The organism is Pantoea sp. X85, assembly GCF_029623675.1.
GTDB classification, from domain to species: Bacteria; Pseudomonadota; Gammaproteobacteria; order Enterobacterales; family Enterobacteriaceae; genus Pantoea; species Pantoea leporis.
In genome coordinates, this window is sequence record NZ_CP121108.1 from 3,137,803 (window position 1) to 3,164,296 (window position 26,494).

A 26,494-nucleotide genomic window follows, 5' to 3' on the forward strand; every position below is an offset into this window, starting at 1 on the left:
CTATGCTGGCACAACTGACCATCAGTAACTTTGCTATCGTTCGTGAACTGGAGATCGATTTTCATCGTGGTATGACGGCGATCACGGGTGAAACCGGCGCAGGTAAATCTATCGCCATCGATGCGTTGGGCCTGTGTCTGGGCGGCCGCGCTGAAGCAGATATGGTGCGTCAGGGTGCCAGCCGCGCTGATATCTGCGCCCGCTTCCAGCTCAAAGCTTCGCCTTCCGCACAACGCTGGCTGGTGGAGAATCAGCTGGATGAGGGCAATGAGTGTCTGCTGCGGCGTGTGATTAGCGCGGATGGTCGTTCGCGTGGCTTTATCAACGGCACATCGGTGCCGCTGTCGCAGTTGCGTGAACTGGGCCAGTTGCTGATTCAGATTCACGGCCAGCATGCTCACCAATTGCTGCTCAAATCCGATCACCAAAAACATCTGCTGGATGCGTATGCAGCCCACGATGATTTGCTGTCTGAAATGCGCCAGCATTATCAGCGCTGGCATCAGAGTTGCCGCGCGCTGGCACAACATCAGCAGCTTTCGCAAGAGCGTGAATCCCGTCGCGAGCTACTGCAGTATCAGTTGAAAGAACTCAATGAATTTGCCCCGCAGCTGGGCGAATTTGAACAGATTGATGAAGAGTACAAACGCCTGGCGAACAGTGGCCAGTTGCTGTCCACCAGCCAGCAAGCGCTGCAAATTCTCGCCGATGGGGATGACACCAACCTGCAGAGCCTTCTTTATAGCGCTCGTCACATGCTGGGCGAACTGGTGACGCTGGATAATAAAGTCAGCGGCGTGTTCAATCTGCTGGAGGAAGCCGCGATTCAACTCAGTGAAGCCAGCGATGAACTGCGTCACTACTGCGAACGTCTGGATCTCGATCCCAATCGCCTGCATGAGCTGGAGCAACGTCTGTCACGGCAGATTGCATTGGCACGTAAGCACCACGTCGCACCTGAAACCTTGCCGGTGCTTTATCAGCAGTTGCTGGATGAAGCGGAACTGCTTTCGCAGCAAGAGAGCGATCAGGAAACTTTGCAGTCTGAAGTTGTCGCTCACCACAAAGCCGCGTTAGCCAGCGCTGAAAATCTGCATCAACTGCGTGAGCATTCCGCTCAAGAATTGAGCCAGCTGATAACGCAAAGCATGCGCACGCTGGCAATGCCGCACGGCCAGTTTGCCATTGTGCTGGAGTTCAATGCCGATCAACTCACCGCAGATGGCGCAACGCGCATTGATTTCCGCGTTACGACGAACCCAGGCCAGCCGCTCCAGCCGCTGGGCAAAGTGGCTTCCGGCGGTGAGCTGTCGCGTATCGCTCTGGCGATTCAGGTGATTACCGCACAGAAAATGGAAACACCGGCAATGATCTTCGATGAAGTAGATGTTGGCATCAGCGGCCCAACCGCCGCTGTTGTCGGTCAAATGCTGCGTCAGCTGGGCGAGTCAACACAGGTTATGTGTGTCACGCACCTGCCGCAGGTTGCCGGCTGCGGTCATCAGCACTTTTACGTCAGCAAAGAGACCGATGGTGCGATGACAGAAACGCATATGCAGCCGCTGGATAAACGCGCGCGTCTGCAAGAGTTGGCGCGTTTGCTGGGCGGCAGCGAGGTGACGCGCAACACGCTGGCCAATGCTAAAGAACTTTTAGCCGCCTGATACCGCACTTTTTTCCCGGCTGGTGGTCATATGCTTGCTCTGTAGAGGTTTCAAATAGCGAAAAGGTTTATTATCATCGGCAGTTATGTCGTCTGAGTAATAAAGCCTGCCGCAGGCAGAGTTCAGAATTTGATGGCAAAAAAATAGCCTGCTGAAAGGCGTTTGGCCCCAGAAAAGGAATGTATAGATGCGCTGTAAAACGCTGACTGCCGCGGCAGTAGTAATGTTGATGATGACCGCTGGATGTTCCACCCTTGAGCGCGTTGTGTATCGTCCGGATATCAATCAGGGGAATTACCTGGTCGCCAACGATGTGTCGAAGATTCACAACGGCATGACGCAGCAGCAGGTTGCCTATACGCTCGGTACGCCGATGATGCGCGATCCGTTTGGCAGCAACGTTTGGTATTACGTGTTCCGTCAGGAACCTGGCCATGAAGGTGTGAAACAGCAAACGCTGACGCTGACCTTTGACAGCAACGGAACGCTGACTAACATCGACAATAAGCCGAAGCTCTCAGGCAAAGAAGGCTAAGTGAACGGCAATAAAAAAGGCGCTTAAGCGCCTTTTTTCGTTTTTACATTCCGACTATTTCTTCTCAGCTGACCGCTCTGCGCGTTGACGCCGTAACTCTTTCGGGTCGGCAATCAGCGGACGATAGATCTCAATGCGATCACCATCCTGGACGGCATCACCCAATTTTACCGGGCGGCTATAAATCCCAACCTTATTCGAGTTCAGGTCAATATCTTTACGCAGTGACAGCAACCCCGAAGCCTTAATCGCTTGCTCCACAGTTGCGCCTTCTTCAAGCGTTACAGCACGCAAATACTGCTTATCTGGCAGTGCGTAAACCACTTCCACGCTGATATCAGGCACGATAAACCTCTTTTGCGCGCTGACTGAACGCCTGCACCATGCTATTTGCCAGCTCTTTAAAGATGCGGCCGAACGCCATTTCTACCAGCATATTGGTGAACTCAAAATCGAGGTTCAACTCAACCTTACAGGCATCATCACCTAATGAAGTGAAATGCCAGCCGCCGGTCAATTTACGAAACGGGCCATCAACCAACTGCATCAATATGCTTTGGTTGCTGATCAGCGTGTTGCGCGTGGTGAAAGTTTTACTGATGCCCGCTTTCGAGACATCAACGGCCGCGGTCATTTGATCTCCGCTGTTATCCAGCACGCGACTGCCGGTGCAGCCCGGCAGAAACTGAGGATAAGCATCCACGTCATTCACAAGACGGTACATCTGTTCAGCGCTATAAGGGACCAGCGCTGAACGGCTAATCTGGGCCATAATGGTTCCTGTTCATCACAAAACCATTGAATAATACCATTTTCAGTCACCAAACAAAAATTCACGGCTTTGCTTGCTGTGCTAAAATGGAGTGTTTTTTACCGCCCTGCAGGACAGGGGATGCGCCCATAAACTGAGTGATGTAGACTACGCCGCACTATGACAAAGAAAAAAGTTAACAAACCCGGTTCAGCCACTATTGCCCTCAATAAACGCGCACGTCATGAATACTTCATTGAAGAAGAGTTCGAGGCGGGTATGTCGTTGCAAGGATGGGAAGTCAAATCACTCCGTGCCGGTAAGGCTAACATCAGCGATAGCTACATTCTGTTGCGCGATGGTGAAGCTTACCTGTTCGGCTCTACTTTCCAGCCGCTGGCGGTTGCTTCGACGCATGTGGTGTGTGATCCCACGCGAAGCCGCAAGCTGCTGCTGAAACAACGCGAACTCGATTCGCTGTACGGTCGCGTCAACCGCGAAGGTTTTACCGTGGTTGCGCTGTCGATGTACTGGAAAAATGCCTGGGCCAAACTGAAAATCGGTGTGGCACGCGGTAAGAAAGAGCACGACAAGCGTGACGACGTGAAAGAACGCGAATGGAAGATGGACAAAGCGCGTATTATGAAGAATTCAAAGCGTTAAGCGCTGGATTTTGGCGTCGCTTGTCTGTAGTATTGAAATTTCTTGGGGCTGATTCTGGACTCGACGGGATTGTGAAGCCTTAGGAGCATGCCGAGGGGCGGTTTGCCTCGTAAAAAGCCGCAAAAAAATAGTCGCAAACGACGAAAACTACGCTTTAGCAGCTTAATAACCTGCTTTGAAGCCCTCTCTCCCTAGCTTCCGCTCTTAAGACGGGGATCAAGAGAGGTCAAACCCAAAAGAGATCGTGTGGATGCCTTGCCTGGGGTTGAAGCACTAAATCTAATCAGGCTAGTTTGTCAGTGGCGTGTCTGTCCGCAGCTGGCCGGCGAATGTAAAGACTGACTAAGCATGTAGTGCCGACGGTGTAGTAATTTCGGACGCGGGTTCAACTCCCGCCAGCTCCACCAAAATCCTTCGAAGATGATTCCAGAGTCATCCGTAGAAGTCCTGAAAGCCCGCACGGCACAAGCCCTGCGGGCTTTTTTGTGTCTGTAACCTTCCGAGACGATCCGCCTGAATCCAGTGATAATTGGTATACGAATTGGTATACGCTAGAATGTATGCCAATTCCGTATACCAATTCATGCAGGAAATGTAGACATGGCAAGGACTACGCGCCCATTAACCAACACAGAAGTTCTACGCGCTAAAGCAGATGATAAAGATTTGACGCTGCATGATGGTGACGGGCTTTTCTTAGTCATCAAAACCAGCGGCAAGAAGCTTTGGCGCTTCCGCTATCAACGTCCCGCCACGAAGCAACGGACAATGATCGGATTAGGTGCCTTTCCCGCCCTTACACTCGCCAATGCACGCAGCTTGAGGGCCGATTACCTTGCCCTATTAGCCAATGGAATCGATCCACAAGTGCAGGCAGAGGTTGCAGAGGAACAGAACCAGATTGCTCTGGATAGTATTTTCTCAACAGTGGCTGCTAATTGGTTCCAGCTCAAAAGCAAAAGCGTCACGCCTGATTACGCAAAAGATATTTGGCGCTCATTAGAGAAGGACGTATTTCCAGCCGTTGGCGAAATCCCAGTTCAGCAAATTAAAGCCAGAACATTAGTTGAAGCTCTTGAACCTATCAAAGCGCGAGGTGCGCTTGAGACGGTCCGCCGCTTAGTACAACGTATAAACGAAGTAATGATTTATGCAGTAAACACAGGTTTAATTGATGCTAATCCAGCATCAAGTATTGGCATGGCTTTTGAAAAACCTAAGAAACAGCATATGCCAACCTTAACACCCAAAGAGTTGCCTAAGCTCTTAAGGGCACTGCATACCTCAAATTTGACGGTGTCAACTCGTTGCTTGATTGAATGGCAACTTCTGACATTAGTCAGGCCTTCAGAGGCATCAGGCGCTCAATGGGTTGAAATTAACTTCGATAGTAAGATTTGGACGATACCGTCTAATCGAATGAAGTCTAAACGTGAGCACATTGTTCCTTTATCGGTGGAAGCAATAAGTATCCTTGAAGTGATGAAAACAATTAGCGCTCATCGAGAGCACATTTTTCCTAGCCGCAACGACCCCAAGTCACCTATGAATAGCCAAACTGCAAATGCTGCTTTAAAGCGTATAGGTTTTGGAGGTAAATTAGTGGCTCATGGGCTTCGGGCTATAGCAAGCACCACTATGAATGAAGCGGGTTTAAATCCTGATGTGATTGAAGCTGCATTAGCTCATGTAGACAAAAATGAAATCCGTCGGGCTTACAATCGCTCAATATATTTAGAGCAACGTATTGTTTTAATGGATTGGTGGGGATGCTACATTAATAATGTTAAAAAAGGAATATAAATGGGCACCAATGACTTCCCTTGTAAATCATCAAACATATATGACAAAAACATTAATTTCCTCTTCGGCTCGGGAGCTTCGGCATCATATATCCCGACCTTACATGTGAGGAATGGCAAAACATACGAAGACTTACTAACCGATCCTGATGTAAAAAAAGATGATGATTTTATAAATTTCATATTGCATTCTTATTATACAAACATTATTGAAAAAACCTTTTGCACTCCCAAAAGACCTTTCCCGCAAAACTATACTGACACTATCAAAAGCTACTCTGACTTTTTAGAAGAATTGGTTCTCCTTTTGGAAAAAAAAGGTTCAACTCAAATCAGAAGAGCAAATATCTTCACAACTAATTATGATCTTTTTTTTGAAAACGCAGCCGACAATATTCTCCAGAAAAAAACATTTAACTTTAATGATGGTGCGTTAGGTTTCAAAAAAAGAAAACTTAGCATAAGTAACTTTCATTTAACCACTTGGCATCAAGGAACTCATGATATGTATAAACATGAGCTACCTAGCATTAACCTAATCAAAATGCATGGTTCAGTTTCATGGAAAAGAAATGAAAGTGAAGAAATAACAATCAATTACCCTTCCACCTCTCCTGATGTGATAGAGCTGGAATGTGAAAAAACAATCTCTGAGTTTGCGGAAGCAGTTTTTGAAACTGGAGAAGGTCTAAAAAGATTTCTAAACCTTTCAGAAGATGACTCTGATGATTTAAAAAATTTTGTAAGTTTCTACAAGTCTTTAGCTATAGTAAATCCCACAAAAGAAAAATTCTCCGAGACTGTATTCCAGCAACATTACTATCAATCCCTGAGGCTTCTTAGTTACGAATTAGAAAAGCCGCAAACTGTATTAATATGTTTTGGTTTTTCCTTCCAAGATGAACACATTTTAGAAATTATAAAAAGATCTTTAAGCAACCCTACCTTGAGAGTTTTTGTATTTTGCTATAGTAATGCAAGCAAAGCTCAAATTAGTACGTTAGTAAATGATAGTCGCATCAGCTTTATCTACCCTAAAAATGATGGTCATAATATAAACTTTGATAAATTCATTGATAGAGTATTCAGAAATGATAATGGAGATTGGATCTCATGGACGAATTAACAGTTGGATTTGTAACTCAAGTAAAAGGCACTGTTGTTAAGGCTAAAATAGCTCACGAGCTTTATCAAACTACATATTTCTTTAATGGAAAAATACTTCGTGGCATAGCTATAAATGAATTTGTATTAATGAGAAAAGGTTACCAGGACATAGCAGGGAAAATAATCGGCGAGGAAATAATAGAAAACATTAACTTCAGAAGCGATGAGATTGAACAGAAAAAGTTTGACCGCTATGTTGAACTCAATATCATCGGATATTTTTTTGAAGGGAAGTTCCACTCCGGCATAAAGTATCTCCCCATAATTAACGATAGCCTACACCTTATTTCAGATGAAAAAATTAGTGAAATTTATAATTTCAAAACAGAAGGAAAAAAGTCAGTTATAAATATTGGTGTTTCAAGCTTAGAGGAACTACCTATACAAATACCTCTGAATGGGGTTTTCAACTCTCATATGGGTATTTTTGGAAATACGGGGAGCGGTAAGTCAAATACTTTAGCAAAGCTATACTCTTCATTGTTCGATAAAATAAAAGATAAAGACGAAATCAATAAATCAAGATTTGTAGTAATTGATTTCAATGGCGAGTATGAGACAATTTCAAAGAGTTTTCCTGAGATTTCTCACTCCATCAAATTAACTACCAGAGAAGATGGTGATAAATTATTTTTGACACCATCTGAATTTTGGGACGATGAGCTTCTGTCGGTATTATTTTCAGCCACAGAGAAAACGCAAAAACCATTCTTAACTCATTTAATTAGAAATAAGTTCACTTTCGACAATGAAGTAAATGACTATCTGCATAATACGATTCGAGTAATGTTTGGTCCTAACCCTCACAAGGAAACAATTAACCTACTGAAAAGTTTAATTATTTACTTTGACCCCGCGGTCCAAAACTCTATTAACGAGGAGATATCAAAATTCACCTGGCACTCTGGGCAAGATAAATTCCTCCACCCAGTGGCCAAGTATATTGATAAGTCTGATGATGCTATAGCTCATCTAACAAACCTCTTCGGCGCAAAACTCGAAACCAATAATGTTTTTGAGGAAATTTCCATACGGGCCACTCTCCAGTTAATAAATTCCGTCTCGCGAAATTATGTTCAGTATGAACACATTTCACCATTGATCAGTAAAATATCTGCAATGAGCAAACCGCTTGCGCGAGTAGTTGAAATACAAAATGCCGTAATGCAAAAGAAACCTATATTGATAATTTCCCTCAAGGACTGCAATCAACAAATTAAAAAGACTATCCCTATGATGATAGCAAAATGCTCGTTCCTAGAACACAAGTCATCAAGCAACCACATTAAAAGCTTTCATCTAATAATCGATGAGGCTCACAATATTCTTTCTGAGGAATCTGGCAGAGAAGCTGAAACATGGAAAGACTACAGACTAGAACTATTTGAAGAAATAATTAAAGAAGGTCGAAAGTTTGGATATTTTGTGACAATTTCTAGTCAGAGGCCATATGACATATCACCAACCATAATTTCGCAACTGCATAATTACTTCATTCACAGACTTGTGAATGAGAATGACCTTTTTTTACTAAAAAATACACTTAGCACTCTTGATGCAGCATCGCGCTCAATGATCCCTACCTTGCCTCCGGGTGGCTGCGTGATATCAGGTACAGCTTTCCATACACCTCTGCTAGTTCAGATTGATAAATTAGAATCAGAAAAAGCTCCACAGAGCGAAACATTGGACTTGGAGAAACTATGGGGAGTATGACGAATTATACCCATTGCGCGCGCTCGTACCCCCGCCACGCCTGCCCGCTTTATGTAGCAGTTTTCATGCGGCTGCATGAGTCCCTTCAGGCCGCGCCACTGCTGGCCTGAATTGCATAAACTCAGCTGCATTTATTCATGCGTTTTCATGCAGCATAGGCATGCACTCATGCGAATCAGGCTTGCCAGAGAAAAGAGATGAAAAAACCGGTACGATGACCGGTCAGGTATTGCTGATAAAACTCAGCAGGGGGCGTTCTGGCGGTTCGAAAGCCTGCTTGCAGCTCCATAACGGTTTAGCGTCTGCCGTGGTGGCGGTGATTCTTTCTCAGGGACGTCTTCAGCTACCTTCTGCGGCTTCATGATAATGGTGTCCAGGCTCTCAAGCGTTGTAAACGTGCAGGAGCAGTCGATATTACGACACTGATACCACGTCTTTTTTAACGTACCTGTCTGATATTCGCTGGTACGTGTGTGTGCGGTCATGCTGCATTCAGGGCATTTCATTGCCATCACGTTTTATCCTTCTGTTTAACGCCAGTCCCCGTCCAGGCTGGAGTTACGGTTTATAAAAGCCGTTATCGTTAGCTTTCTTTGTCGAGGGAGAGCCAATGGCGGCTCCGGTGAATGCATTGTGCCGTTGCTGGCACAGGCGAGCTATCGGATGGCGTTGTGTGATGGCCCAGACAAAATGACCTTCTTCTGGCTGGCAGCAAGGTGACATATTGGCTATCTGCTCAACTTTTAGATTTATATATATCCTTCACCATTCTTCACCTTAATAAAAAAGAGAGTAAATACAATACATTAAAGGGTGAATAATTAATGATTATCCCTTCACCCAGTGTTCACCATGCTTCACCCGGCTTTTTATGCAGATAAACCTTTTCGAGTGTTTATTTCGATTGATTCAGCAAGGATTAATCATTAAAAGCGACTTGCATAATTCATCTCGGCACTATTGGTCTATATTGCCCTATATTTACCTGTGCAAAAAATAGCCGGCTAATTTTTGCGCGTTTGTGCCAGCCGCAGCACCCTTTTGCCTTGTTGCTTTGGCAGTAAATATGCTGAGAATAAAGAGCTACCCGACTCCGGACGTATCTGTCCGTATCACCACGGACTCAATAAGAGGTAGCTCATGCACACCGTATTATCCGCAAACTCTTCCGCTCTTACGGCTCCGGCTTTACCCGTAAACCCGGCGCTGAACGATCGCTTCCTGCGACTGCCGGAAGTCATGCACGTCTGCGGCCTGTCACGCTCCACCATTTACGACCTTATCAGCCGTAACGCCTTCCCGGCGCAGGTGTCGCTTGGCGGCAAGAACGTGGCCTGGCTCGCCAGCGAAATCAGCGTCTGGATGAGCGATCGCATTGCAGCACGCGGTCAGGAGCGTACCGCATGAGGTTTTTGAACCATGCCGGTAAATCACGCCAACCCTCTGCCGCGCACGCAATCCCCCTAATGTATGTGACTGGTGCCGGGATGGGTAAACCGCTACAGCCGCAGTGCTTTTGCGCAACGAAGCCAGCCTCAGGCCTGCAAAGCACAGGCGTCCCGCCCTCCGGTATCCGGATTGTTTCCCGTGGCGAGATTCATCCCGCCAGCTGCTGAGGTTGCCTGATGTCATTTTTAACTGCTTCCTCCGGCTTGCGCGCCGGGGCCATTCCCTGGTACAGTAATTTCGCTGTCGCAAAATCGGCAGCCGGGATTGGCGTCCTGAATATAACGTTGGCGACACCAGACGCGCCTTGCGTCTTTTTTTGTGTCTGTGCCTTGATGCACCCATTTTCCGGGCGACGGTTCTTTATCCGTTGTACCCTCCGCGTAATGGTGGCTCAGGCGGGGGCTTCTCACGAAGCGCCGGTTTCCAATGTTGCCGGTTACGCCAACCCCGTCTGGGCTACCACCAGTGAAATTGGCGTTTCCGGTGGTAGCTGTATGCTACTAACATTGGAGACTGCCACCATGGCTACGGTCCTTAATTCCCCATACCCTCAGTTTGTTTTCGTCTTTGCCGCCGTGCGCCGCTGCGAGCGCCAGCAGCAAATTCATATGCTCCGCACCGTTGCCGCCGACGAGCGCGCCGCCCGCCTTTCGCTGGCCCGCGACTACGTGCTGTCCTTTGCCGCCCGCCTGCCGGTTCAGGAGGTGCGCGCATGACTCACGCCACGATTTCTCACGCCGACCTGGTACGCCTTGAGCACCTGCGCAACGCCGGGCGCTTTGTCAGCGATATGACGGCCTTTCAGGAGTGCCACGAACTGCCGCAGCCCGCTCAGCGCGCGCAACTGGCTTCGCTGGTCTTTCTCATCACCGAACAGCTGGATGACGTGGTGACGCGCTGCCAGAACAACTGGATGAACGCGGAGGCTGAATCATGAAAGACCTCACCCTTTCGCCTGAACTGCGCGCCGCGCTTTCACGCCGCGCCGTCGCCTGCGCATGGCTGACCGTCTGCCGTGAACAGCAGCGCTACCCCGGCCTGACGCTGGCGCGTCTCGAGCACGTCATTGAAGCCGAGCTGGAGGGCTTTTACCTGCGCCAGCACGGACGCCTGCGCGGTCAGGAGATTGCCTGCGCGCTGCTGGATGACCTGCTGTCCACCGGGCCGCTGAAGTCGGCCCCGCGCCTGAGCTTTCTCGGCCAGGTGATGATGGATGAACTCTGCGGGCGTATGACAGACGCGCCGGTGCTGCACTGAGGGAGAAAAGAACGATGAAGATGACCGTATCAGAGGCGGCCACCGCGGCGCGGGGCCACTGGCCCCGCATTCTGCCCGCGCTGGGCGTGAAGGTAATCAAAAACCGCCACATGCCTTGCCCGGTCTGTCAGGGGACGGACCGCTTTCGCTTCGACGATAAAGACGGGCGCGGCACGTGGATTTGTAATCAGTGCGGAGCCGGTGACGGCATGGACCTGGTGAAAAAGGCGCTCAGCATTACGCTTAGCGAGGCCGTCGCGCGCGTAAACGACCTGACCGGCAACCTGCCGCCGGTAGCGACAGGCAACAGTACGGCAGCCGGTCCCGAAACGGACGAGGCATCCCGCGCCGCAGCGGCTGCACTGGCGCAGCAGCTGGTCAGCACGGCAAAGGAAACGGCGGGCAACGCCTACCTGTCCCGGAAGGGGCTGCCAGAGCAGGCGTGCCTTACGCTTTCGAAGGCGCACAGGGTCGCGTTAACGTCCTACCGCACCGGCGATTTAGTTGTGCCCCTGCACGACATGAGCGGCCAGCTGGTTAACGTGCAGCTCATTAATGCCAGCGGAGAGAAGCGCACGCTCAAGGGCGGCCAGGTGAAAGGTGCCTGCCACGTTCTCAGCAGCGCTAAGCCCGCAAAGCGCATCTGGCTCGCAGAGGGCTACGCAACCGGCCTGACGGTGCATAACCTGACCGGTGATGAGGTGTGGGTTGCGCTCTCATCGGGCAACCTCCTTTCTCTGGCTGGCCTTGCCCGGGAAAAGCACGCCACGCTGCCGCTGATGATTGCCGCCGACCGCGACCTTAACGGCAACGGTCAGGACAAGGCGAAGAAGGCCGCTGATGTCAGTAACGCCGTCGTCGCGCTGCCGCCCGTGTTTGGCGACTGGAACGACGCCTTTGTGCAGCTCGGCGACGTTCCGACGAAGCAGGCGCTTGCTGAGGCCGCCGCACCCGCCCCCGCCAGCCCGTTTGACGTGATGAGCGAAGCGGAGTTTTCGGCGATGAGCGCCAGCGAAAAAGCGGAGCGCGTTGCTGAGCATTACCGCAATGCGCTTGCGGTGGATGCCAGCGGCGAAATCCTGTCACGCTACAGGGCAGGCGCGTGGAAGGTCATTTCGGGGAAGCAGTTTGAGCGCGACGTGGCGAAGCTGTTCCAGCGGCTGCGCGCGCCGTTCTCGGCGGGCAAAATTTCAGGCGTGGTGGACACGCTGAAGCTGATGCTGCCGCAGCAGTCCGACCCGGCGCGCCGCCTGATAGGCTTTCGTAACGGCGTGCTTGATACGCGCACCGGCAGCTTCAGCCCGCACAGCAAACGCTTCTGGCTGCGCACGGTCAGCGAGGTGGACTTTACCCCGCCGGTTAAGGGCGAGACGCTGGCAGCCCACGCGCCGCACTTCTGGCAGTGGCTGGACCGCGCCGCCGGACGCGACGCGGCAAAGCGCGATATTATTCTCGCGGCGCTGTTTATGGTGCTGGCAAACCGCTACGACTGGCAGCTGTTTCTGGAGGTCACGGGCCCCGGCGGCAGCGGAAAAAGTATCATGGCCGAAATCGCCACCATGCTGGCCGGAACGGACAACACCACCTCCGCGACCATCGAGACGCTGGAGTCATCGCGCGAGCGCGCGGCGGTGATTGGCTTCTCGCTGATAATTCTGCCCGACCAGGAGAAGTGGAGCGGCGACGGCGCGGGCATTAAAGCGATTACCGGCGGGGATGCGGTATCCGTGGACCCGAAGTACCGCGATGCCTACTCAACGCACATTCCGGCGGTGATACTGGCGGTGAACAACAATCCGATGCGCTTCACCGACCGCAGCGGGGGCGTATCGCGCCGCCGGGTTATCCTGCACTTCCCGGAAATCATCCCGGCAAACGAGCGCGACCCGCAGCTGAAGGAAAAAATCAGCGGCGAGCTGGCCGTTATCGTGCGCCAGCTGATGCAGCAGTTCAGCCAGCCGCAGGACGCAAGAGCGTTGCTTCAGTCGCAGCAGAACTCTGATGAGGCGATGCGCATCAAGCGCGACGCGGATCCGATGGTGGACTTCTGCGGCTATCTGTTCACCACGCCGGAGCCTACTTCACTTTATATGGGGAACGCCAGCATCAGGCCCTTACAGCCGAGACGCTATCTTTATCACGCCTATCTGGCATACATGGAGGCGAACGGCTACAGGAATCCACTCAGCATGAAGATGTTCAGTCTGTCGCTGGAGAGCATTATGCGCGAGTACGGGCACCATTACCTGAAGCGGCGCACGAAGCTGGGAATGCAGACCAATCTCGATCTGACTGAGGAAAGCAGCAGCGACTGGCTGCCAAAGTGCGAGGTCATCTAAAGTTAATAAGTGATAAAAACCGGCGAGAGCCGGTTTTTGTGCACAAAAAGAGGCCGTTAAATCTAATTGGCCGCCTGTAAAATCTCTTCACCACTTTTATAAGAGTGTTTTGGTAACCAGATCCTACGAATAAGACTTAAGGCTGCTATGAGCGAAGAGCAGACGTTGCAGATCCAACAGGAATGTAAAAACCAGCCCTGTCGCGATTTGACCCATAATGCTGAAGTGGCACTCACCAATGTTGCAGCAAATGCGATGTACGATGAACCTGTAAGCCAGGTTTTAAACTGAAAATAGTCTGCCGATGATTGTGTTATGACCGGATAACTGTAAACCCAATTCGATATTTTTAATTGACATTGGTATAATTAGGCTCGGTTTACAAGGTGTCTGAGCATGAAAATAATCAAATTGAAAACTACTGACAGCACTAACAGTGAGGCTAAGCGTCAAGTAGATAAAACAGGGGAAACCTTTTTTGCTGTCTCAGCTGGTATGCAAACTGCAGGCAGAGGGCGTTTTGGAAGAGCATGGCAAACTCCGGAAGGAAATGTCGCTGTCACTATCGTTGTTCCGCTGCCAACAGAAACATCCGCCCTGCCATCCATTTCCCTGATGACAGGCATAGCTATTCATGATGCACTGTCATTTTTTGTTAAAAATGCTGATATTCGCATCAAATGGCCAAACGATATTCTTATTAATGGGGCCAAAATTAGCGGCACGTTAATAGAGGCTGATAGCCGCGCACTTTACGTTGGCATTGGTATTAATCGTATAGCCACTCCTGTAGACGTTCCTTATGCCACAGCTACTTTAGAGCAGTTCACATTTAAGGAGTCGGAGGAAGTGGTCGATGTACTGGTAAAACTTTGGTGTAATTATTTTGATGCCTGGCAAACCTTTGGATTTGGCAGCCTTAAAAATTCATACATAACCCGTATGTGTCGATTGAATGAATACATAGAAATTGCTTTCGATGCACAGAAAACAAACAAAGTCGGTGGTGTATGCAGAGGTGTCGATGACTTTGGTAATTTGCTTATCGCAAAAGATAGCGGTGAGATCACGGCTTATAATTATGGTGAGATACAATTTATTGCGTCTGAGTAGGCTCTGATGCCTACGCTCTTTAGTTAAATCGATACAATAAAACGTTCAACCATAATTCAATCTCACTCACACTCTCCATCAATTACATCTGCACTCTTATCAGCGGGTCCGCTACTGGCACAAAGCGGACACTGCGAAAGCCAATGTCTGCTTTGAGCGAAATGCAGGCATTACTGTCTTACAAGAATGTAAAAGAGCATCTGATTAGATGTCCGCTTTCGGCGGATGGATTGCGGTAGCCTAGACAAGATCAAATTGTTGACAATGAGGATGATACCAATCATCTTCATTTTGGATGATCATCGTCATCCAAATATGTTCAACCAGATGGTCTGCGCACCCGATACTTCTGGTGCCCACGGTCCTCGAACGAAGGAATCTTTCATATGAGTGCTCCACTGACACAGTTTACTATTACCGAGACGGCACCTGGATACTGGCGTGTAACCTTCAATAATCCGCCGCTGAACTTTTGCGATCCAGAAACCCTTGTCGAGCTGCAGCAGATCGTCAGTCTAATCGAGTCCGATGACACGTTGCGGGTGGTCGTGTTCGATAGTGCTGACCCTGACTTCTTTGTCAACCACTATGACGTCTCCCGGTTCGCCGATTTCCCACTGACACCGGGGCCAACTGGGCTGCCGACGTTCATCGATACCACCACTCGATTGACCGCCTCCCCGGTCGTGACCATCGCGTTGATTAGGGGGCGAACCCGCGGCGGCGGTTCTGAGATTGCTCTTGCATGTGACATGCGCTTCGCCAGCCTGGAGCGAGCAATCTTTGCCCAGATAGAAGTCGGGGCAGGCGTCTTTCCGGGCGGAGGAGGAACTGAACGCCTGCCTCTACTTGTCGGGCGGGCCAGGGCACTCGAAATCGTTCTCGGAAGTGACGATTTCGACGCTGCGACGGCAGCGAACTACGGGTGGGTGAACCGCGCACTCCCGGATGACCAGCTCGACGCTCATGTCGACAACCTCGCCCGGCGCATCGCGTCGTTCGACAGGTCTGCGCTTGCCGAGGCTAAGCGGCTAATCAACCGCAGAACCCTGCCGTCTGCTGATGATCTGATGGAGACACAGGGCGTTTTTCTTAACGCATTCTCATGGCCAACGGTCCCTGAGCGGGGAGCACGGATAGCGCAAAAGCGCGAAGAAGTGGGTGCAGACTTCGAGGCTCGTATGGGTTATCACCTCGGCAAGCTCAGCACCGATAACCAATAATATCAACGTCGGCTCCTCAGGGGAGCCGGCGCCTTGACGTCCGTTCGCCTAAAGTGGATTGTTATTAAATTTGTCAGGTATCGTATCGCGGTCGGAGGTTTATTCATGGGTAGTTCAAAAGCAGACAAAGCGGCAAGCCACGATCGAATCGTCGAAATCGCTGCGGCTCGAATGCGCAGCAGTGGCATAAACGGTGTGGGAGTCGCAGAAATGATGCGGGAAGCCGGACTGACACACGGCGGGTTTTACCGTCATTTCGCATCCCGGGATGAGCTGGTCAGCGCTGCGGTAGAACGCGCCCTGGCTCAGGGAAGTGCGCGGACTGTGGCGACGTCAAGCCAGGGTGGCAGACGAGCGCTCGAAGCAATCATCGACGACTATCTCAGCCCGTCCCACCGATCCCACCCTGAGTCCGGATGCGCAGTGGCCGGGCTGGCAGAGGATGTTTCGCGCGCGGACGACCGAACCCGCTCTGCCTATCAACGTCAAGTCAAACAATACCTTGAGCTTCTGGCAGAGCTGACGCCGGGTACGGACGCCGATGGTGATCGACGTCGCTCCTGCCTGGTACTCAGTTCACTGGTTGGTGCCCTTGTTATGGCACGTGCAATCGGCGAAGGTAGTCTTTCCGATGAGATTCTCCAGGAAACCGCAACGGCACTGAAAGAACTTTAGCAGCCTGCATTGCGTGTCATTGTGCGCGGAGTAAAGCACTCGCATTGACCTCTGGAAGCCACTGTTGCTCGTTAGCGAATACTGGCCATTATTATCGGAAGGCACCTTTAGGTAGGAGTAAATTGTCGCAGAGTGTTCTTCAATAAGCTGGAGTACTCTCAGGCAAAGATGTATCGAACATTGGTGCGTAACGGCCAGAACAGAGGTCGTGCAGGCTACAGGAACCCTCCAGCCAGACAATTTCAGTATCGGCGTTAAGGGGAGGGTACTGAGCATCGGTGAAAACAATGGTTCCTGCCCTTATCTGGATCGGTATCAGCAGGCAAAAAAACAGAAATGCTCTGATGCACATTGCAAATATCCATCATGGGTACCATGGAACCAGCATAAGTACGGACTTGTAATAGCGTAATAAGCCGGAAATTATTTAGCCGCTATTTTCAACATAATTACACCGGTAACGATTAGTCCGGCGGCGATTAACCGTATAAAGTTGAGTGCTTCACCAAACATAGTTATCCCGACTACAAATGCGCCAACTGCCCCTATACCAACCCAGATGGTATAAGCCGTACCAAGCGGGAGTGTCTTCATTGCGTAGGCCAGGAGGCCAAAACTAAGAAGCATAAAGGTTATGGTAATTACGCTGGGGATAAGTCGTGAGAATCCGTGAGATTCCTTCATCGCAGATGCCCATACAACTTCAAAAATACCTGCCAGCACTAAAAATAACCATGCCATATTGAGATCCTGATTAGCGGGTCGTCCCGAAGAGATAGGAATGCTATCAGGTCGTCCCGCAGCAAAGTCAATATTAGCAACAGATATCGGAGAGTGCAAAAAACGCAATGCTGACTCAGATTCAGATAGCCGTAATATCCTTAAAAGTAAACGATATTAATGCTCAAAATTGCAATCAACATTTCTGACGGCTGATTTATTAATTGAACCTGATTCCGCAGCCTGCAGCCATAGTGCGGAATGTATAGCAGGGACTTAGCGCTGAGGTTCCGATACACACCCTCGATCAATGAGGTATTGCCCTTAAGGACGACAATACCTCCATCGCGACAATCGTGTCGTCATATGCGACAAAAATATGGTCATGATAATATCCGGCCACAACGTTACAGCTGATCCCCCTGTCGGCAAGTGCGCGGGAGAATGCCGCAGTAAGGCCTACAGCAGCCAGCGAGGAGTGAATTTTCAAAGTGATCCAGCTGGCGACATATTCATAGCCAACACCGTATTGATCGGCGATGTCCTTGGGAAGTACAAGAGTAATACCTTCTGCTTCACGTATGAACACCACTGAAGATTCTGTTAACTCGGTTGATGGTGATTGAAGAGTGGTAAAAACGTATTTGCCCGGATTATGTTCAGGGCTGGCATGCTGGAGTAGCTCATGGAGGTTTTTTTCACCGGACATTTTTTGACCTTTTTTTTAACATGTAAGAGATGCTGATTTAAAACATTTATCTCCATGAATAGTAGTTATAAATTCTAATGAGGCATAAAAAAATCTTATGTGAATGCAGTTGATTATTTATCTTCTTCAGCAAAGAAGACAAACGTAAAATCCAGAAAATTATCCATTGATAAGAAAATTTATATTAAATGTTGCTGCATGACTTATTATTTTTATTTTTCTAAGTGCGTATAAGAATGTTTACTCTGACGTCTGTCTTTTACTCAGAGCGGACCATATACCTGTAAATGGATATTCAGAGATCCAGAATAAATAAGTTTATGCATTGAGAGCCACCGATTGAATAAACACGACTTCCTTTTATTTCAATTTTATATTCTGTGCTCTCTTAAATATTTATAAACGGTCGTACGGCCCAGTGAAAGAACATTCGCAATATAATCTGCTGCATTTTTCGCGCGAAATGCGCCTTCATTGTGCAAATTTTGTACCAGCGTTTTTTTCTGCTCACGCGTTAGCGCGCTGAGGGACGTATTTTCCTGCCGTATCCATTCATGAAGGAACGTATTTATATTCTCCTGCCAGTCATCCTTAAAAAGCTGTTCAGGCTGCGGCTGAAGGCGCGTAACTGAAAGAAACATTTCAAGGGCATTTCTGGCCTCTTCGAATACCGCTGTGCTGAGGTTAATGCAAAGCAGGTAACCTGGCGTATCGTCATTTCCGGTTGCGATGGTAACCGATCGCATTTTCTTTCCGTCCCAGTTGAGCTTTTCATAGGGACCCGTTACTGGTGCCAGCGGATCCTGCTTTAAATCGTTCAGACCGGCCTCATCGCCCGGCTTTCGCTTTGACAGGTTGTTGGCAATGTAAACTACGGTATCAGCCTCAACATCGTGAATTACCACTTCCACGCTGGGGAAGAAAAGCGCGGCAATACCGTCTGCAACTGACTTCAGCAGACATAGTTGTGCATTGTCCGGGCCTGAATTTTTCACCATTTTATCCTCATCCAGTGCCGTTACGGCAGAGTTATGCCTTCCAGGTTTTACTTTATCACGTTACCTCAGAAAGAGGCTGAATCTGCTGTTTTAACTGACCTTTACCCCGCTTACCGTACCACCGACTGCAGCCACGGCATGTACTTTATCAGCGACCTGATTTGCTATAAACCGCGGATCTGAAAAACCATATTGTAAACATACTGTGCATAATGTACTTTTCAGTTCACACCATATCACAGGTAAGCTGTCTTGCAGACCTGACAGGGAAATATATGCACACTCAAGGTATTCCGGTTATCAACGCGGAGCAGACTGCGGACATTCTCAGGCATATTGATGTTAAAGAGGCCATGCGCCGTGTATTCACGAGCCTGGCACATGGACAGGCTGTACAGCCGGAGCAGAAAGTCGTTTTGCTGCCGGATAGCCGGGGAGACTTCATCAACTATTTTGGTGTGGATATTTCCCGCCAGCTGATTGGCACGAAGATATCGCCTTATCTGGTCACTCAGCATAAACCCGTGATCACCGCCTGGACGTTACTGATGTCCACTGCCGACGGTATGCCGCTGATGCTGTGCGATGCCTCTTTGCTGACAACAGAGCGCACGGCGGCAACTACAACCCTGGCTGTTGAGCTACTGGCCCCGGCGGAGGCACAGACGCTGACCATATTCGGCACAGGGCACGTCGCCCGTGCCCACCTTCGCCATGCCCTGACGCTGCGTAAGTGGAAAGAGATTCGGATCTGGAGCCGGAGCTGCTCACAGGAATCAGACACACTCGCGCGGGAGGACGGGTTGCCAGAAGGGCTGCTGAAAGTCTGCGCTAGCGCAGAAGATGCGGTAAAAGATACTGACGTTCTGATGCTGTGTACCTCCTCGCCAATACCGGTCATTGATCTGAAGCAGTTGACCCGCCCCTGCCTGATTACGTCTATAAGCACCAACGCACCAGGCGCGCACGAAATCTCCCCTCGGGCACTGCCGGAAATGGACGTGTACTGTGACTACCGGCAGACCACGCCTGCTCACGCCGGTGAGATGATAATTGCAGCGCGAGAGGCGGACTGGAGATCTGAAGATATCCGTGGAGATTTACCGGAGCTGGTCACCGGAAGGGCCGCCAGACCCTTTTACAAACGACATGTGTTCTTCCGCTCTCTGGGGCTGGGGCTGGAAGATATCGCCATCGCGGACAGCGTTCTGTCTTACCTTAAAAAACAGGATAATTGAGATGAATATCAGACCGTTTGGCGTTGAGCAGTGGATGAACGAGTGGGAAAATCACTGTAAATACAATCTTGCCGAAACCTGCGTTGAATCCCTGACCATGCAGCAACTGCTGGACATGACCGGTAAAAGCCGGGAGGTTCTGGATAACATGCTGAATATTAAAATGACTTACGGGCATATCACCGGTTCACAAAGACTGCGTCAGCTCATCTCTGAGCAATACAGCAAACAGTCGGCTGAAAACATTCTTATCACGCACGGCGCAATCGGGGCTAACGCCCTGATTTATGAAACCCTTGTTGAGCCAGGTGACACGATAATTTCCGTTTTGCCAACCTATCAGCAACACTATTCTATCCCTGCAAGTTATGGGGCGAATGTCAGGATTCTGGCCTTACGTGAAGAAAATAATTTTCTTCCCGACCCGGAGGAGCTGAAATCGCTCATTGATGACAAAACAAAACTTATTGCCATTAATAATCCGAACAACCCGAGCGGATCTCTGATAGATGAAACACTGTTGAAGGAAATCGTCGAAGTTGTGCGAGCAGCAGATGCCTGGCTGCTGTGCGATGAAGTCTATCGCGGTACTAATCAGGAAGGGGATGGTTATGGTCCCGCAATCGCTGACCTTTATGAGAAAGGTATCAGCACCGCCAGCATGTCCAAGTCTTACTCGCTGGCCGGTCTACGCCTTGGATGGATAGCCGGTCCTCATTCTCTGCTCAAAGAGGTTGAAATTTATCGGGACTATACAACGATCAGCGTGGGCGTGCTGGATGACTACTTCGCCTCACTGGCGCTGGAGAATCGGGACAAAATTCTGTCCCGCAATCATAAAATACTACGTGATAATCTTCAGGTGCTTGACGCCTGGGTCAATTCAGAGCCGCTCATCAGCTACGTCAGACCCCGCGCCGGGACCACTGCACTGCTGAAATATGAGCTGCCGATCAGTTCGCGAGACTTCTGCATCCATCTGCTGGAACGTTACGGCGTGATGTTCACCCCTGGCGAGGCGATGGATATGGAGGGATATGTACGCATCGGATTTGCAAACAACATTGAAGTTCTGAAGCAGGGGCTGCCTCTTGTGAGTCGCTTCATTCAAGAGCTGGCAGAAGATATACGTTAATCGGCTTTCGCCCAAATCTCCTTTGTACGTAGGTACACAGGACATTCCGGCGGTTTAGCTAATAACGTGCAGCCCTGCGCGTATAGTGCGCTGGCAAAATCTGAAAAGCGCTTTAACCGGCAAAGCGGCGTGTTGCTGAAAAGATTCTGACGTCGCTCTAACCATGGAGAGGATATAACTCATGCATGACAAAACCTTCTACTCAGTACAGACAGCCGTTCCTGCCGGACATATCGCCTGCATCGTCACGCATCTTGAAATGTTAAAAAGGCCCGAGCGAACCGACTTAGAGCTTCCTGAAGGTATTACTTTACGCAGGATCATTAACCCTGACCCTGAAGAGTTTAAAAAATTGTACCGTAAAATTGGCGGAGACTGGCTCTGGTGTTCGCGGCTAATGATCAGTGAGAAGGAGCTGGAAAACATACTTACCAGCCACGGCACAGAGGTTTTTTTAGTACAGAGCAATAATGAAGATGTCGGCATGTTTGAACTGGACTTCAATACGCCCGGTCAGTGCGAATTGTCTTTTTTTGGAGTTGATTCCTCGCTGACCGGCAAGGGACTTGGTAAAGCATTGATGAACGCAGTGATGGACAGGGTCTGGGCCCGTCCAGTTGAACGTTTCTGGGTGCATACCTGCACTTTCGATCATCCTGCTGCTCTGCGATTCTATCAACGTGTAGGGTTCAGGGCTTATGCAACAGAAATAGAAATAGTGGCTGACCCACGAATAACAGGCCACCTGCCAGCTGAAGTTGCCCAACACGTCCCCCTTATTGTTTAAAAATCTGTAATCCATTTATTGCCAAAGAACGTTATACGTATCAGTTCTGACCCAGAAAGCGATAACGATTATGAATGTCCGCTTCTGGCACAAAGCGGACATTCGGTTACGTGAGCCCGGCAGAAGGTTAAACGCTAAAACCTCACGGGCCAGTTTCATACAGTGACAGGGCCGCATCGCGGGACGCAGATTAATTAAGCGCAGCATCATCTCGCTGCTCTATTTATGGTCATGGCGAATTGCTACGACAGACAGTTATTTCTGGAGGTTACCGGTCCCTGAGGCAGCGGCAAAAGCATCATGGCGGAAATCTCGACCATGTTGGCCGGAGGGGATAATGCGGTGTGAGCATACATCGAGACGCTGGAATCTTTGCGTGCCCGCTGCATTGATTCGCTACTCGCTGATACCTTTTCCCAAATAGAAGACATGGAGCGATGCTGATGCATGCTTAAAGGCCAATCCCGGCGGTGATGCGGTGTCTGTCAATCAGAAGCGTAGGGACGTTAACTCACCGTATATTCCGGTGATAATACTTGCCGTTACCAAACATCCGATGCGCTTCACTGACCACAGCTGCAGCTCATTGAGCCGTCGGGCTACCCTGCTCTTCCCGGAAATCATCTCGGCAAACGAGCACGCTACGCAGCTAAAAGAAAAATCAGCGGAGAGCTTGCCGTCATCATGTGCCAGCTTATGCAGTATTTCAGCTTGCCACAGTACGCAAGAGTTACGCTTCCGTCCTGGCAAAATTCGGATGAAGCCATAGGCCTCAAACGAGACGTCGATTCAATAGTCGATTTTTGCGGTTACCTATATTGGGGGCCAACGCTACAAAAATTCGCAAAGTATGAAGATGTTTGGTTTGTCGCTTGAGAGCATCATGCGGGAGTGTGCGCATCACAACCTGAAGCTACCCACCAAGCTGGAGATGCACGGCAGCGAATGCCTGCCGAAATGTGATGATCCAATTGCAATAAGATTAACCAGAACCTGCGGATGCCGTTTTTTTGCGGCTATGCTTCACCAGCGGTGAACGATACAGCTCACCATTCATGGATTAATCATCATTTAATCCATTGTTTTTAACTGTAAAAAATACAAGGTGAACATTGTGAAGGATAAATCCAAAAAAAACTTTTTTCACGTATTATTAAGTGATGATTTTCATCGAAGGGATTCAAATGGAAGCCACAAAAAAATTCATCTTAGATGGTTTAGCAGACTTTGGCTTAAGCGATTTACCAGGAAGGCCTTACGACAGTGCCTTTGAACTTTTAGCATCTCCTCCAGATCGAAAGCGCGTAATAATGATGGGATTCAATGGTTCCCTCGTAGATGCTCACATTACCAACGCGCAATCCATTCAGAAAGATTTCGAGTCCCCTACCATCTCAAATGTTCAGAATGGAATCGAAGGTGCTTGGGGAATAACTCACCTCGCGAAGAGGTTGCAACAAATCCCTGTAGGGCTTGGTTATGATTGGCAGGATGTCGTTTACACTAACGCTCTTATGATGTGCTCGCAAAATGCAGCATCCATTCAAAAGGAAGCATTGAAGCAGAATTTATCCGTTGAGCAACTGGTGAAAAATTCTATGGGCTTCTTCGAAAATGTAACGCTGCAGCTTTGCAATCCAGAGGTGATTATCGCTTATAGCAATGGGCTGACTTCACTGTCCGCCGCCAGTTTGTTACTTAAACATTTTGGCGAGGCTGGTACATTGAAGTATTCGCATCCTAAAGGGTATTACACCACATACGCCTTTTATGCTAAATTCCACAGCCAGCGGGTTCCGGTTGTGTGTGTGCGGCATATGTCGAGGTTCAAACCTCATGAAGAGTATATTAAATCAGCTATTTCGCTGATGAGATAAGATGGTCCAATTTCGAGTTTTGGCTTGTTACTTTCCTGAATTGGTATACGTTTAGGTATACAAAGGAAACTTGAATTGAATAAAACATTTTATTTTCATTAAGTTATATTCCTTATTCAGACTCCGCCAGCCCACCAAAATTCTCCATCGATGATTACCAGAGTCATTCGATGAAGTCCTAAGAGCCCGTATGGCGCAAGCCTTACGGGCTTTTTTGTATCTGGACTCTTTCAAGGCGACTCGCATGAAAATCCCAAACCGACTCCAGCCTCTCGTCGATGATGGCCTGGTAGATGAAGTACTACAAAGACTAAGAAGCGGCAAAGAAGCTGACGTTTATACCGTGTTAACGGGCGGCAAAATCCAGTGTGCGAAAGTGTACAAGGACGCCACACAACGAAGTTTCAAGCAGGCCGTGCATTATCAGGAAGGGCGCAAAGTCCGCAACAGCCGTAATTCACGTGCGATGCAAAAAGGGTCGAAATTCGGGCGCAAGCAGCAAGAAGAGACCTGGCAAAGCGCGGAAGTTGATGCGTTATTCCGCCTGGCGAATGCTGGCGTACGCGTCCCGCAGCCCTACATTTGCATCGACGGCGTTTTGTTGATGGAGCTGGTCACAGACGCAGAAGGTCTGGTTGCGCCACGCCTGAGCGATGTGTTCCTGACTGAAGAGAACGCCTTGAAGGATTTCGATGCCATGATCCGCAATATCGTGCGCATGCTGTGCGCCGGCATTGTTCATGGCGACCTGTCGGAATTCAACGTGCTGCAGGATGCCAACGGACCGGTGATTATCGACTTGCCACAAGCGGTTGATGCCGCGGCAAACAACCACGCTGAATCGATGTTTGAGCGCGATGTGAACAATATCACCGCCTATTACGGGCAATATGCTCCGCAGATTTTGCAAACGCGCTATGCGAAAGAGATCTGGCAGTTATATGAAGATGGAAAGCTGACGCCAGAAACGCCGCTCACCGGTCTCTTCGTAGAAGAGGTGCATGAAGTGGATATGAACTCATTGATGGATGAGATCATCGCCGCCGAAGATGAGTTCTATGATCGTCAGCGCGCCGCTAAAGAGCGTGACGAAGAGTAGAGGCGGCTCCACAGCTCTGGCAGGCTGGCGATAAACGCCTCGACTATCGCGTGTTTATTGCCACCCGGATTCCACAACGTTACCAGCGTAACGTTCAATCCCTGATTGCCAACCTCGGTACGCAACCGTTGCACGTTGCGCCACTGCTATGCTGCGCCAGACAGATAGCAGATTAATATTGCAGAGCCACCGCTCAGGTGGCTCTTATCCCTTCCTGCAACAACCTAAAATGCTATCTACTGGTGATTTTGCCAGCGAAACTAGACCTTTTTCATTCCTGGTTTATTCTTAAATCTTTCCATCCCGGCCTGTGCCAGGATGATTACCTGAGACGACATATTTCATGAAAGAGGGAATTATGAAAAAGACTATTATTGCACTGTCAGCCATTCTGATGGCATCTTCGGCTTTTGCCGCGACCACACATGCAACTGATGAAACTGTCGCTAACGCGCAGGCCGGTGCGAACACCGCTAAAGAAAAACTGCATCAGGCGCAGAACGAAGGTAAAGAGCAGCAGCTGAAAGCGAAGCATGCGGCAGAAGGCAAAAGCGATAACCTGACCAGCAAAGCCAGCGAAGGTACGCAGAAAGCCTGGAACAAAACCAAAGAAGGTTCTGAGAAAGGTTGGGATGCCACCAAAGAAGGCACGCAGAAAGGCTGGAATAAAACCAAAGAAGGTGCCAGCGATCTGAAAAAGAAAGTGACTGAATAACGTTCGTCGCTCAATCCAGAGGCCGCGTTTGCGGCCTTTTTTATTGCCTGTTTTCCTCAACTTTGCATCTTTAACGCTATCCCCTTAGACTTTACCCAACACTCCATTAACCAATAATGCTCATGTCTGACACCTTTACCCGCCAGCCGCTGCCCTTGCCCAACGGTCATAACAAAGTCCTGTTGCACTCCTGCTGTGCGCCCTGCTCGGGCGAAGTGATGGAAGCGATGCTGGCTTCCGGCATCGATTACACCATCTTCTTCTACAACCCAAACATTCATCCGCTGAAAGAGTATGAGCTGCGTAAAGAGGAGAATATCCGCTTTGCCGAGCAGTTTGGCGTGCCCTTTGTTGATGCCGATTACGATAAAGACAATTGGTTTGAGCGGGCACGTGGCATGGAGTGGGAACCGGAACGTGGCGTGCGCTGCACCATGTGTTTCGACATGCGCTTTGAACGCACCGCGCTGTATGCACATGAAAACGGTTTCCCGGTAATCACCAGTTCACTCGGTATTTCGCGCTGGAAGAATATGCAGCAGATTAACGATTGCGGCGTGCGCGCGGCGGCGCACTATCCCGATATGCTTTATTGGGAGTTCAACTGGCGGAAAGGTGGCGGCTCGTCACGCATGATTGAGATCAGCAAGCGCGAACGTTTCTATCAGCAGGAGTATTGCGGCTGCATCTATTCGCTGCGCGACAGCAATCGCCATCGTGTAGCTAGCGGCCGCGAGCGCATTGAGATCGGCGTGCAGTATTACCAGCCCGACGAAGAGTAAAGAAAAGGGCAGGAAATCCTGCCCTTTTTTCATTAACGAAACACCAGCGTTAACACCACCATGACAACCATCATCATTAT

General features: G+C 49.4%; 29 protein-coding genes and 1 other RNA gene. 23 read left to right on the forward strand and 7 right to left on the reverse strand.

Translation table 11 applies throughout. The features are described from left to right. The first annotated feature begins 2 nt into the window (after positions 1 to 2). Together recN and bamE are read left to right on the forward strand one after the other, a co-directional pair. The gene (recN, locus tag P6287_RS14645; RefSeq protein WP_217548991.1) at positions 3 to 1,664 is read left to right on the forward strand and encodes a DNA repair protein RecN; all 1,662 of its coding nucleotides are present in this window, start codon (positions 3 to 5) and stop codon (positions 1,662 to 1,664) included. A 187-nt stretch (positions 1,665 to 1,851) separates the two neighbouring features. After that, a complete protein-coding gene (gene bamE / locus P6287_RS14650; protein ID WP_101763449.1) occupies positions 1,852 to 2,199 on the forward strand; it encodes an outer membrane protein assembly factor BamE in 348 nt (115 codons plus the stop codon). 54 nt (positions 2,200 to 2,253) lie between these two features. Here the strand turns inward: bamE and P6287_RS14655 are convergent, their stop codons facing one another. Together P6287_RS14655 and P6287_RS14660 are read right to left on the reverse strand one after the other, a co-directional pair. Continuing rightward, positions 2,254 to 2,544: an RnfH family protein gene (locus P6287_RS14655; RefSeq protein WP_137386307.1), complete on the reverse strand. Its 291-nt coding sequence runs from the start codon at positions 2,542 to 2,544 to the stop codon at positions 2,254 to 2,256. Then, the gene (locus P6287_RS14660) at positions 2,537 to 2,971 is read right to left on the reverse strand and encodes a type II toxin-antitoxin system RatA family toxin (RefSeq protein ID WP_008101549.1); all 435 of its coding nucleotides are present in this window, start codon (positions 2,969 to 2,971) and stop codon (positions 2,537 to 2,539) included. Before P6287_RS14660 ends, P6287_RS14655 begins: the two co-directional genes overlap by 8 nt. A gap of 159 nt (positions 2,972 to 3,130) precedes the next feature. On the opposite strand from P6287_RS14660, the gene smpB reads away from it, so the two are divergent. The 5 genes from smpB to P6287_RS14685 all read left to right on the forward strand — a co-directional run bounded on the left by smpB (position 3,131) and on the right by P6287_RS14685 (position 8,298). After that, positions 3,131 to 3,613, forward strand: a complete 483-nt coding sequence (gene smpB / locus P6287_RS14665; RefSeq protein WP_007886141.1) for an SsrA-binding protein SmpB — start codon at positions 3,131 to 3,133, stop codon at positions 3,611 to 3,613. A 44-nt stretch (positions 3,614 to 3,657) separates the two neighbouring features. Next, positions 3,658 to 4,020: a transfer-messenger RNA gene (gene ssrA, locus P6287_RS14670) on the forward strand. Positions 4,021 to 4,213: 193 nt separating this feature from the next. Beyond that, the gene (locus P6287_RS14675; RefSeq protein ID WP_277973975.1) at positions 4,214 to 5,416 is read left to right on the forward strand and encodes an integrase domain-containing protein; all 1,203 of its coding nucleotides are present in this window, start codon (positions 4,214 to 4,216) and stop codon (positions 5,414 to 5,416) included. Next, positions 5,417 to 6,541, forward strand: a complete 1,125-nt coding sequence (locus tag P6287_RS14680; protein ID WP_277973976.1) for an SIR2 family protein — start codon at positions 5,417 to 5,419, stop codon at positions 6,539 to 6,541. Further along, a complete protein-coding gene (locus P6287_RS14685) occupies positions 6,529 to 8,298 on the forward strand; it encodes an ATP-binding protein (protein ID WP_277973977.1) in 1,770 nt (589 codons plus the stop codon). The genes P6287_RS14680 and P6287_RS14685 overlap by 13 nt, the downstream gene beginning before the upstream one ends. Positions 8,299 to 8,540: 242 nt before the next feature. On the opposite strand, the gene P6287_RS14690 is transcribed toward P6287_RS14685, so the two are convergent. Continuing rightward, a complete protein-coding gene (locus P6287_RS14690) occupies positions 8,541 to 8,810 on the reverse strand; it encodes an ogr/Delta-like zinc finger family protein (protein ID WP_271460760.1) in 270 nt (89 codons plus the stop codon). Between the two features lie 628 nt (positions 8,811 to 9,438). Between P6287_RS14690 and P6287_RS14695 the strand changes: the two genes are divergently transcribed. The 9 genes from P6287_RS14695 (at position 9,439) to P6287_RS14735 (ending at position 16,354) form a co-directional block, all read left to right on the forward strand. Further along, positions 9,439 to 9,705, forward strand: a complete 267-nt coding sequence (locus P6287_RS14695; RefSeq protein WP_277973978.1) for an AlpA family transcriptional regulator — start codon at positions 9,439 to 9,441, stop codon at positions 9,703 to 9,705. Positions 9,706 to 9,923: 218 nt separating this feature from the next. After that, positions 9,924 to 10,463 (forward strand): host cell division inhibitor Icd-like protein, encoded by a 540-nt coding sequence (locus tag P6287_RS14700; RefSeq protein WP_277973979.1) that lies wholly within the window; start codon positions 9,924 to 9,926, stop codon positions 10,461 to 10,463. Further along, positions 10,460 to 10,684, forward strand: a complete 225-nt coding sequence (locus P6287_RS14705; RefSeq protein WP_110867847.1) for a hypothetical protein — start codon at positions 10,460 to 10,462, stop codon at positions 10,682 to 10,684. Before P6287_RS14700 ends, P6287_RS14705 begins: the two co-directional genes overlap by 4 nt. Then, positions 10,681 to 11,004 (forward strand): DUF5375 domain-containing protein, encoded by a 324-nt coding sequence (locus P6287_RS14710; protein ID WP_277973980.1) that lies wholly within the window; start codon positions 10,681 to 10,683, stop codon positions 11,002 to 11,004. The genes P6287_RS14705 and P6287_RS14710 overlap by 4 nt, the downstream gene beginning before the upstream one ends. Before the next feature lie 14 nt (positions 11,005 to 11,018). Next, positions 11,019 to 13,343, forward strand: a complete 2,325-nt coding sequence (locus P6287_RS14715) for a phage/plasmid primase, P4 family (RefSeq protein ID WP_277973981.1) — start codon at positions 11,019 to 11,021, stop codon at positions 13,341 to 13,343. 147 nt (positions 13,344 to 13,490) lie between these two features. After that, entirely contained in the window at positions 13,491 to 13,634 is a 144-nt protein-coding gene (locus tag P6287_RS14720; protein ID WP_277973982.1) for a hypothetical protein, read from the forward strand. 105 nt (positions 13,635 to 13,739) lie between these two features. Further along, positions 13,740 to 14,456, forward strand: a complete 717-nt coding sequence (locus P6287_RS14725; protein WP_277973983.1) for a biotin--[acetyl-CoA-carboxylase] ligase — start codon at positions 13,740 to 13,742, stop codon at positions 14,454 to 14,456. Positions 14,457 to 14,842: 386 nt separating this feature from the next. Beyond that, on the forward strand, positions 14,843 to 15,679 hold the full coding sequence (locus P6287_RS14730) for an enoyl-CoA hydratase/isomerase family protein (RefSeq protein ID WP_277973984.1): 837 nt from the start codon (positions 14,843 to 14,845) through the stop codon (positions 15,677 to 15,679). A 105-nt stretch (positions 15,680 to 15,784) separates the two neighbouring features. Then, the gene (locus P6287_RS14735) at positions 15,785 to 16,354 is read left to right on the forward strand and encodes a TetR/AcrR family transcriptional regulator (protein WP_191919577.1); all 570 of its coding nucleotides are present in this window, start codon (positions 15,785 to 15,787) and stop codon (positions 16,352 to 16,354) included. 423 nt (positions 16,355 to 16,777) lie between these two features. Here the strand turns inward: P6287_RS14735 and sugE are convergent, their stop codons facing one another. From sugE to P6287_RS14750, 3 genes are all read right to left on the reverse strand, one after another. Then, positions 16,778 to 17,095 carry a quaternary ammonium compound efflux SMR transporter SugE gene (sugE, locus tag P6287_RS14740; protein WP_191938891.1) on the reverse strand — a complete coding sequence of 106 codons (318 nt, stop codon included), beginning with the start codon at positions 17,093 to 17,095 and terminating at the stop codon, positions 16,778 to 16,780. A 286-nt stretch (positions 17,096 to 17,381) separates the two neighbouring features. Then, positions 17,382 to 17,783 carry an ACT domain-containing protein gene (locus P6287_RS14745; protein WP_277973985.1) on the reverse strand — a complete coding sequence of 134 codons (402 nt, stop codon included), beginning with the start codon at positions 17,781 to 17,783 and terminating at the stop codon, positions 17,382 to 17,384. A 371-nt stretch (positions 17,784 to 18,154) separates the two neighbouring features. Continuing rightward, positions 18,155 to 18,781 (reverse strand): PAS domain-containing protein, encoded by a 627-nt coding sequence (locus tag P6287_RS14750; protein ID WP_277973986.1) that lies wholly within the window; start codon positions 18,779 to 18,781, stop codon positions 18,155 to 18,157. Positions 18,782 to 19,056: 275 nt separating this feature from the next. Here P6287_RS14750 and P6287_RS14755 point away from each other — a divergent pair, with 275 nt between their 5' ends. The 5 genes from P6287_RS14755 (at position 19,057) to P6287_RS14775 (ending at position 24,917) form a co-directional block, all read left to right on the forward strand. Beyond that, complete coding sequence (locus P6287_RS14755) at positions 19,057 to 20,019, forward strand: hypothetical protein (protein ID WP_277973987.1); 963 nt, start codon at positions 19,057 to 19,059, stop codon at positions 20,017 to 20,019. 1 nt (position 20,020) lies between these two features. Next, complete coding sequence (locus P6287_RS14760; RefSeq protein ID WP_277973988.1) at positions 20,021 to 21,154, forward strand: aminotransferase; 1,134 nt, start codon at positions 20,021 to 20,023, stop codon at positions 21,152 to 21,154. A gap of 181 nt (positions 21,155 to 21,335) precedes the next feature. After that, complete coding sequence (locus tag P6287_RS14765; protein WP_277973989.1) at positions 21,336 to 21,941, forward strand: GNAT family N-acetyltransferase; 606 nt, start codon at positions 21,336 to 21,338, stop codon at positions 21,939 to 21,941. Positions 21,942 to 23,125: 1,184 nt separating this feature from the next. After that, positions 23,126 to 23,818 carry a hypothetical protein gene (locus P6287_RS14770; RefSeq protein ID WP_277973990.1) on the forward strand — a complete coding sequence of 231 codons (693 nt, stop codon included), beginning with the start codon at positions 23,126 to 23,128 and terminating at the stop codon, positions 23,816 to 23,818. Between the two features lie 244 nt (positions 23,819 to 24,062). Further along, a complete protein-coding gene (locus tag P6287_RS14775; RefSeq protein WP_192411363.1) occupies positions 24,063 to 24,917 on the forward strand; it encodes a PA4780 family RIO1-like protein kinase in 855 nt (284 codons plus the stop codon). Here the strand turns inward: P6287_RS14775 and P6287_RS14780 are convergent. After that, entirely contained in the window at positions 24,884 to 25,051 is a 168-nt protein-coding gene (locus P6287_RS14780; RefSeq protein WP_192411362.1) for a hypothetical protein, read from the reverse strand. The genes P6287_RS14775 and P6287_RS14780 overlap by 34 nt on opposite strands. Positions 25,052 to 25,275: 224 nt before the next feature. On the opposite strand from P6287_RS14780, the gene P6287_RS14785 reads away from it, so the two are divergent. Further along, positions 25,276 to 25,632 (forward strand): hypothetical protein, encoded by a 357-nt coding sequence (locus P6287_RS14785; RefSeq protein ID WP_110868297.1) that lies wholly within the window; start codon positions 25,276 to 25,278, stop codon positions 25,630 to 25,632. Between the two features lie 122 nt (positions 25,633 to 25,754). Continuing rightward, complete coding sequence (locus P6287_RS14790; protein ID WP_008101584.1) at positions 25,755 to 26,414, forward strand: epoxyqueuosine reductase QueH; 660 nt, start codon at positions 25,755 to 25,757, stop codon at positions 26,412 to 26,414. Positions 26,415 to 26,494: the final 80 nt, after the last annotated feature.